The organism is Acinetobacter sp. RF14B (assembly GCF_006864105.1).
In the GTDB taxonomy this organism is placed as follows: Bacteria; Pseudomonadota; Gammaproteobacteria; order Pseudomonadales; family Moraxellaceae; genus Acinetobacter; species Acinetobacter lwoffii_C.
In genome coordinates, this window is sequence record NZ_SMTB01000104.1 from 1 (window position 1) to 7,467 (window position 7,467).

The window sequence follows — 7,467 nt, forward strand, 5'->3', positions numbered from 1 at the left end:
CCGTCCGTACTACAAGAAACCGCTATCGCGCCCTGCAGCGACCGAAGAAGTCTTTGGCAAAAGTGAGCGTGAGTCGCGCTCCAGTCTGAACGCAGATGGGGAACAGCCCATACGACGCAAAAAAGCTAAAGGAAAACCCAGCTCTTACAGTCAAAAACCTGCTAAAAAATCTGCAGCAAAGTCTGAAGCAAAGGCTAAAGATAAAGTAAAGAAAAAAGCCAAGGCCAAAAAGAAAAAGTCCAATGCAAAATCCCAGGGTGAATAATCTTCACCGAGGGTAAAGTAAAAAAGAGCGCCAAGGCGCTCTTTTTTATATCTATAATCAAAATATTAAAATAGGAGAAATTATAAAAATGGATACCCTAACTATTTTTACTTTGATCACTTCTTTAATGGCTCTACTCCTAACCTACGCAGTATTTAAGTCCAATCAGCAACCACAACTTATTATTTTTGCTACCCGTCATTCTGGGACAGAATCTGTAATCCAACTTCATGTTAAAAATATTGGAAAATCTATTGCTCATCATGTAAAAATATCTAGTGATCGACCGATCCCGCGCGCGGCATTTAGAATTAAAAAATTAAATTCTGAAAAACAAGATTTTAAAACTGGTATTTTTAAAAATGGAGTTAAAGTATTTCCACCCAATCAAAGCTAGATATACGATTGGGGGTAATATGGCGGCCTTAGAGATGCTTTAGACAATAATCCTATTCTCATAAAAGCCACATATTGGTATCAACATCCTCTAAACTTATGGAAAACTAAATCACTAATATTTCCATCATCGATATAAATGAGCTAGCAGCCTTACCCTCATCTGAGGGTGGGTTGATTGAACAACTGCAACATATTAATAAAGAATTGAAAATATTAAATACAAAGCTAGAGAAAAAACTTTAACTACCTTGATTTCCCCAATCAAAGGCCCTACATCTAGATTCAATACAGAAAATTAATTTGGCAGACCAATATGACTTTAGAAAAGGCAACTTTGCCTGTTCCACAATTTGATCAGATTACCCTAGAAGAACTCAAACAAAAGATTGAAAGCTGTATTGCTGAAGGTCAAAAATTCCTGAATGAACTCACTGAAACACCGGAGTCAGCTCAGGCACAGCTTGCGATTTTGCAACATGTCGACACACTTGAAAATAATATGAGTGAATCTTGGGGGGTGTTGTCGCATCTCAATGCGGTGATGAATAATTCCGAAACCCGTGAAGTCTACCAAGCCTTATTACCGGGTTTAAGTGAATACTATACTCAGCTCGGCCAACATACGGCCCTTTATCAGACCTATCAGCATGTACATGATGCAGCTGAGTTCACAAAGCTGTCTGCAGCACAGCAAAGTGCAGTCAAGCTGGCTCTTCGTGACTTTAAGTTGTCCGGTGTCGCTCTGGAAGGTGAAGCCAAAAAACGTTATGCAGAAATCTCCGCACGTTTATCCCAGCTTTCTTCGGACTTTTCCAATCATGTGCTGGATGCGACTCAAGCCTACTTCCGGCCATTAAATGAAGATGAGCTGGCAGGTTTATCGGCAAGCCATATTGAACTGCTTAAACAATATGGCAAACAGCATGAACTGGATCAGCCAGTGGCGACCTTAGATTTTCCGTCCTATCTGGCCATCATGACCCATGCTGAAAACCGCAGTCTGCGCCAGGAAATCTATAAAGCCTATACCACACGTGCTTCAGATCAGTCCGATAAGTCTGAGTTTGACAATACCCCTGTGATGGAAGAAATCTTAAGTCTGCGCCAGGAAATGGCTGCGCTCCTCGGCTTTAACAATTATGCTGAATATTCTCTGGCCAGTAAAATGGCACCCAGTGTCGATGCTGTAGATGATTTTTTGCGTGATCTGGCAGCGCATGCGCGTGCCCCGGCTGAAAAAGAGATTGCTGAACTGAAAGCGATTGCAGCGGAAGATGGCATTACTGACTTACAGCCTTGGGACAGTGGTTATTATTCAGAAAAACTGAAAATGCAGCAGTTTAACCTGTCTCAGGAAGCACTAAAGCCGTATTTCCCTGCACCGAAAATCCTGCAAGGTCTGTTCAGTATTGTGAACCGTTTATACGGCATTCAGGTCATTGAACGTGAAGCACCCGTCTGGCATCCAGATGCGCGTTATTTTGAACTAGAAGATCAAGGTCAGGTGATTGGCGGTTTCTATTTCGACCTATATGCCCGTCAGGGTAAACGCGGTGGTGCCTGGATGAGCGGCTTCCGTTCACGGATGCAAACCGCAGATGGCTTACAAAAACCGATTTGCTATATGGTCGGTAACTTTACCCCACCGGTGGGCAATCGCCCTGCCTTGCTAACCCATGATGAAGTCATCACCCTGTTCCATGAGTTTGGCCATGGCCTGCACCACATGCTGACCGAAGTCGACAATATTGCGGTGGCAGGGGCTCACGGCGTAGCTTGGGATGCTGTCGAATTGCCAAGCCAGTTTATGGAATTTTGGGCCTGGGATCAGGAAAGTCTGGACTTGCTCAGTGCACACATTGAAACCCAGGCATCCTTACCAGCAGAGCTGCTGAAATCCTTGCTGGATGCCCGTTTTTTCCAGTCAGGTATGCAGACATTGCGTCAGCTTGAATTTGCCTTATTTGATTTAAGCATCCACCGTGCCCATCCGGCCCTCAATGCCGAGCAGATTCAGAACTGCCTGAATGAGATCCGTCAAAAATATGCGGTCTTGCCTACCACCGCCTATAACCGTTTTCAGCACAGCTTCAGTCATATTTTCGCAGGCGGCTATGCAGCTGGCTATTATTCATACAAATGGGCAGAGGTTTTGGCCAGTGATGCCTTTGAACGCTTCGAACATGAAGGTATTTTTAACACTGAAACCGGAAAGCAGTTTAGACAGAATATTCTAGCAGTTGGCGGAAAAGATCAGGCACTTGATGCATTTATCAATTTCCGCGGACGCGAGCCAAAAATAGATGCATTACTACGTCATCAAGGTTGGACGAACGCGTCTAAAAACGCTTAAACTAGGTTTTTTAAGTTGATCACAAGGTGAGTATGATGACCATTAAACGTCGTTTCATTGCAGGCGCAAAGTGTCCAAAATGCCAGGCACTGGATCGGGTTGTCATGCTGACCTCTGGTGAAAATGAGTGGATTGAATGTATCGAGTGTGGTTATGAAGAAAACCGCCCGACGCATATCGATCAACCTGAAACACCAGCTGCTCCGGATGAAGTCGGTGTGGTTCAGTTTAAACCTCGTTCAGCAAAATAAAATCGGGTTCAAGCGATGTCAGTAGAACAAAGGAATAATCCTAAACTTTTGATAGGAATCATTGGGGCTTTAAGTGCTGTGGCAATATTGGTCGTGGTTTATCAATGGCTAAATCATGTGCCCGCAGCCACCACCGAACAGGAACAGACAGTGATCACTCGTCCAGCGGCTCCACCTGTAGCTGAGCCACTTCAGGAATCTGCTGGCCGCCAGAACGAATCCGCAGCGCCACAGGTTCTGGTGACGGACGATATGATGAACACAGCCGTTCCGACCACGCCTGCACTGGCCAAAGAAGAAGTAGCCAAACTGGAAGATCTGCAAGCCCAGCTCAATGACCAGAAAGCGACCTTAGAAGCTCAGCATAATGATGCCGACCAGCTGATTCAGTTAAAGGAAGAACAGATCAAGCTACTTGAAGCCCAACTGGCACACAGCCAATAAGCCTTTCATACTCCATTTCGGCTAGAATAGTTTCAATCTTCTAGCCCTCTGAGTTTCATGCCCACTCCTCCGACTTCGCATCTGCTTAAAGCGATTTTATTGCTGACCTGCTCTGCTCTGCTGTTTTCAATGATGGGTGTGTGTATCCGCTATGCTTCACAAACTGTAGACAATGCCACTGTGGTCTTTTTCCGCAATGTGGTTGGATTGTTTATTTTTCTCCCGCTGATTTTAAATAAGGGAGTTGGTTTTTTCCGGACAGAAAAAATCTGGATGCATATCTGGCGCTCTGTGGTCGGATTGATGGCCATGTATGGCTTCTTTTATGCCATTGCCCATTTGAAACTCTCAAATGCCATGGTCTTTACCTATTCTTCTCCTATTTTTATTCCTTTAATTGCCTGGCTATTCTTAAAGGAGAAAGTCACAGCCAGTATGATCGTCGCTGCCAGTATTGGTCTGGTAGGTGTCATCTGTGTGGCCAAACCTGATACCGGACTGTTTAACCTGATGGCTGTCATTGGCTTGGGAGCAAGTTTTCTGGCCGCCATGGCGTTTGTGACGGTACGTGCTCTAACTCAGACCGAGCCTCCGGAACGCATTGTGTTTTATTTCTGTCTGATCGGCAGCTTAATTTCGGTCATTCCCATGTTTTGGTCTTGGCGTCCTTACAGCCTGACTGAATTGGGCTATTTGATTACCGCCGGACTTCTGGCCAATATCAGCCAGCTCTTTATGTCCACAGCCTATAAACTGGCCCCTGCGGGACAGATTGGTCCGGTCAATTATATTGCGATTGTGTTTGCGGGTCTCTGGGGCTACGTGTTCTGGCATGAAGTACCAGATTTTTCCAGCCTGCTGGGCTTAAGTCTGATTTTCTGCGCAGTCTTACTCTGTAGTCCGCTATTACAAAGCAAACTTAACCGGGCTAAATCCTCTTAGACCAAACCCATGTCTCTCAAATCTAGGACTGTACGCACTATACAGCTGCACTATATCCATGTCGGGTTTTATAGTGTCCGGTCACTCAAAAAAATAGATCATCAGAGCTATTTTTTTGAAAAAAGATAAATTGGATTTTTTGATAAAAAAAAACTTATACCATACTGAACACCACTGCTACTCACAACAGACCTGTATGCTGACAGGATACAAATCTGTGGCATCTTCCAACTGAAGACCTGTGCGAAAACCAGAATAAAAAAATCACCATTTGTACTATAAAAATATTTCTATATTTGGCCTTGCTCTTCTTCTCGTTCAGCCAGCCATAGAGAAAATTAAAGAAAAAACCACCCGAAGGTGGTTCTTAGTCTTACTCTGCCTTCCTTTAAAAAGAAGGGAGAGGATTATGGCGTCGTGATTAGTGACCTGTCCCGTTAATGGCTTTGGTCATGTCTTCAACCACTTTCTTCGCATCCCCGAAGATCATCATGGTTTTATCATTATAGAACAGGTCATTGTCCAGACCGGCATAACCGGTGGCCATAGAACGCTTGATCACCATGATGGTACGTGCCTTATGCGCTTCCAGAATTGGCATACCGTAAATTGGAGAACTTGGATCATCTTTTGCTGCCGGGTTCACAACGTCGTTTGCACCAATCACCAGTACGACATCAGTTGCCGGGAAGTCCGAGTTAATCTCGTCCATTTCCAGAATATCCTCATAAGGCACATCTGCTTCAGCAAGCAGTACGTTCATATGACCTGGCATACGACCTGCAACCGGATGAATCGCGAAACGAACTGTTACGCCCTGCTCTTTTAGCAAGTTTGCCAGCTCTTTGACTGCATTTTGCGCACGGCCTTGTGCCATACCATAACCCGGTACAATGACTACGCTGTCCGCATTTGACATCAGGAAGCCGGCATCATCTGCTGAACCTGAACGGTGGTTACGCTGTACTTGTTCGCCCGCTGCTGCTGCCAGTGCAGCACCGCCACCCATCGCTCCACCAAACAGTACGTTGATAATGGAACGGTTCATGGCTTTACACATGATGTAAGACAGAATCGCACCAGAGGAACCGACCAATGAACCTGCAACAATCAGCATGTTGTTTTCTAGCGTGAAACCAATGCCTGCCGCTGCCCAGCCTGAGAATGAGTTCAACAGAGAAACCACAACCGGCATGTCACCCCCACCCACTGGGGCAATCCACACCCAGCCAAAGGCTAGCGCAAGAGCTGTCATGATCCAGAAAGCGTTCATATTACCGGTCAGGAAGAAGTAAACCCCTGCTGCCAGCATGGCAATAAAGATTAGGGCCTGAACCGGTTTGACCCAGCCACCTGAAATGGTTTTGGCCCATTTTTTTGCCGCCAGTTTACCGTAGGCAAATACAGATGCAGTAAAGGTAATCGCTCCGACGAAACAGCCTACAAACAGTTCAAATAAATGAACCTTGCTCATTTCATGGAAAGTCACACCATTGGCTGTCAACAGATCTGGACCCAGTTCAGCCAGCTTGTTGTTATGGATAATCGCGGCGACAGCAATCAGTACCGCTGCCAGACCCACCAGAGAGTGCATCAAAGCTACTGTTTCCGGCATTTGGGTCATGGGCACAGTACGTGCACGCGCAATCCCCACAACCCCACCCAGCAGCATAGCTCCAACAATCATCCAGATCACAGGATTATCAGCCACAAAGAAAGTGGTGATCACTGCAATTGCCATGGCAATCATGCCGTAGCGGTTACCTGCAATCGCGGTTTTAGGACCCGACAAACCTCGTAGCGTTAAGATGAAAAGTACGGCACCTACCAGGTAGAACCAATCCGCATAGTCTTTAATGAATTCCATGGATTAGCCCTCTTTCTTCTTTTGCTTCGGTTTGAACATTTCCAGCATCCGTGCAGTCACGGCAAAGCCACCAAAAATATTGATGCTGGCCAGAAATACCGCAATCGCACCCAGTACACTGACCACATTGATGGTCTGGAAATGTACGCTGCCTTCTACGCCCACCATTGGCAAGCCAACGGTTTGGATCATTGCGCCCACGATAATAATCGACGACAAGGCATTGGTCACCGCCATCAAGGGGGTATGCAGTGCAGGAGTTACGCCCCAAACCACGTAGTAACCCACGAAGATGGCCAGGACAAAAATCGTAATTGTTTCAACCATGAGTCTGCTCCTTAACCACGTTTTAACAGCACTTGGCCGCCGTGAGTGACAAGTAGGGCTTTTTGAATTTCATCTTCCTGATTCAGAACAAAGTTCTTCTCAGCATCAAAAAGGGTTTCTACAAAGTTATAGACGTTACGTGCATAGAGCGCTGATGCTTCAGTCGATACCGTCGATGGAATATTGGGTACACCCAGAATCTTCACACCGTTTTCAGTGACAACAGTTTCGCCGCACTTTGAACCTTCAACGTTACCGCCGGATTCCACCGCCATATCCAGAATCACGGAACCCGGTTTCATCTTGGCTACAGTTTCAGCTCGGATTAAACGCGGTGCATCACGGCCTGGCAATAGCGCAGTGGTAATCACGATATCTGCATTCGATACCGCTTTATCGACAATAATGGCCTGATCCTGGATGTACTGTTCACCCGGCATCCACCCATAACCATTTTTGGCAGCATCTGCCGCTTTTTGTTGCTCTTCAGCAGACATCGGTACGTCTAACCATTTACCACCTAACGATTCAACCTGATCTTTGGCAGTTGGACGCAGGTCTGTGGCTTCAACGATGGCACCCAAACGCTTCGCGGTCGCAATCGCTTGCAGACCAGCCA

General features: G+C 46.0%; 7 protein-coding genes and 2 pseudogenes. 6 read left to right on the plus strand and 3 right to left on the minus strand.

Translation table 11 applies throughout. From position 1 onward, the window contains the following. The 6 genes and pseudogenes from E2K52_RS12460 to E2K52_RS12485 form a co-directional block, all read left to right on the plus strand. Positions 1–265 (plus strand): annotated as a pseudogene (locus tag E2K52_RS12460) (ribonuclease R); the annotation flags it as partial. Positions 266–353: 88 nt separating this feature from the next. Then, positions 354–662: a hypothetical protein gene (locus E2K52_RS12465; protein WP_151205393.1), complete on the plus strand. Its 309-nt coding sequence runs from the start codon at positions 354–356 to the stop codon at positions 660–662. Between the two features lie 300 nt (positions 663–962). Then, positions 963–3,017 (plus strand): M3 family metallopeptidase, encoded by a 2,055-nt coding sequence (locus E2K52_RS12470; protein WP_171478859.1) that lies wholly within the window; start codon positions 963–965, stop codon positions 3,015–3,017. Between the two features lie 41 nt (positions 3,018–3,058). Further along, positions 3,059–3,268, plus strand: coding sequence for a YheV family putative zinc ribbon protein (locus E2K52_RS12475; protein WP_171478860.1), 210 nt, complete (start codon positions 3,059–3,061; stop codon positions 3,266–3,268). A 15-nt stretch (positions 3,269–3,283) separates the two neighbouring features. Further along, positions 3,284–3,712, plus strand: coding sequence for a hypothetical protein (locus E2K52_RS12480; RefSeq protein WP_151205396.1), 429 nt, complete (start codon positions 3,284–3,286; stop codon positions 3,710–3,712). A gap of 57 nt (positions 3,713–3,769) precedes the next feature. Further along, positions 3,770–4,654 carry a DMT family transporter gene (locus tag E2K52_RS12485; protein ID WP_151205397.1) on the plus strand — a complete coding sequence of 295 codons (885 nt, stop codon included), beginning with the start codon at positions 3,770–3,772 and terminating at the stop codon, positions 4,652–4,654. Positions 4,655–5,075: 421 nt separating this feature from the next. On the opposite strand, the gene E2K52_RS12490 is transcribed toward E2K52_RS12485, so the two are convergent. From E2K52_RS12490 to E2K52_RS12500, 3 genes and pseudogenes are all read right to left on the minus strand, one after another. Further along, positions 5,076–6,521 (minus strand): NAD(P)(+) transhydrogenase (Re/Si-specific) subunit beta, encoded by a 1,446-nt coding sequence (locus E2K52_RS12490; protein WP_151205398.1) that lies wholly within the window; start codon positions 6,519–6,521, stop codon positions 5,076–5,078. A 3-nt stretch (positions 6,522–6,524) separates the two neighbouring features. Further along, a complete protein-coding gene (locus E2K52_RS12495) occupies positions 6,525–6,848 on the minus strand; it encodes a proton-translocating transhydrogenase family protein (RefSeq protein ID WP_151205399.1) in 324 nt (107 codons plus the stop codon). 11 nt (positions 6,849–6,859) lie between these two features. Then, positions 6,860–7,467: pseudogene (locus E2K52_RS12500) on the minus strand (NAD(P)(+) transhydrogenase (Re/Si-specific) subunit alpha); the annotation flags it as partial.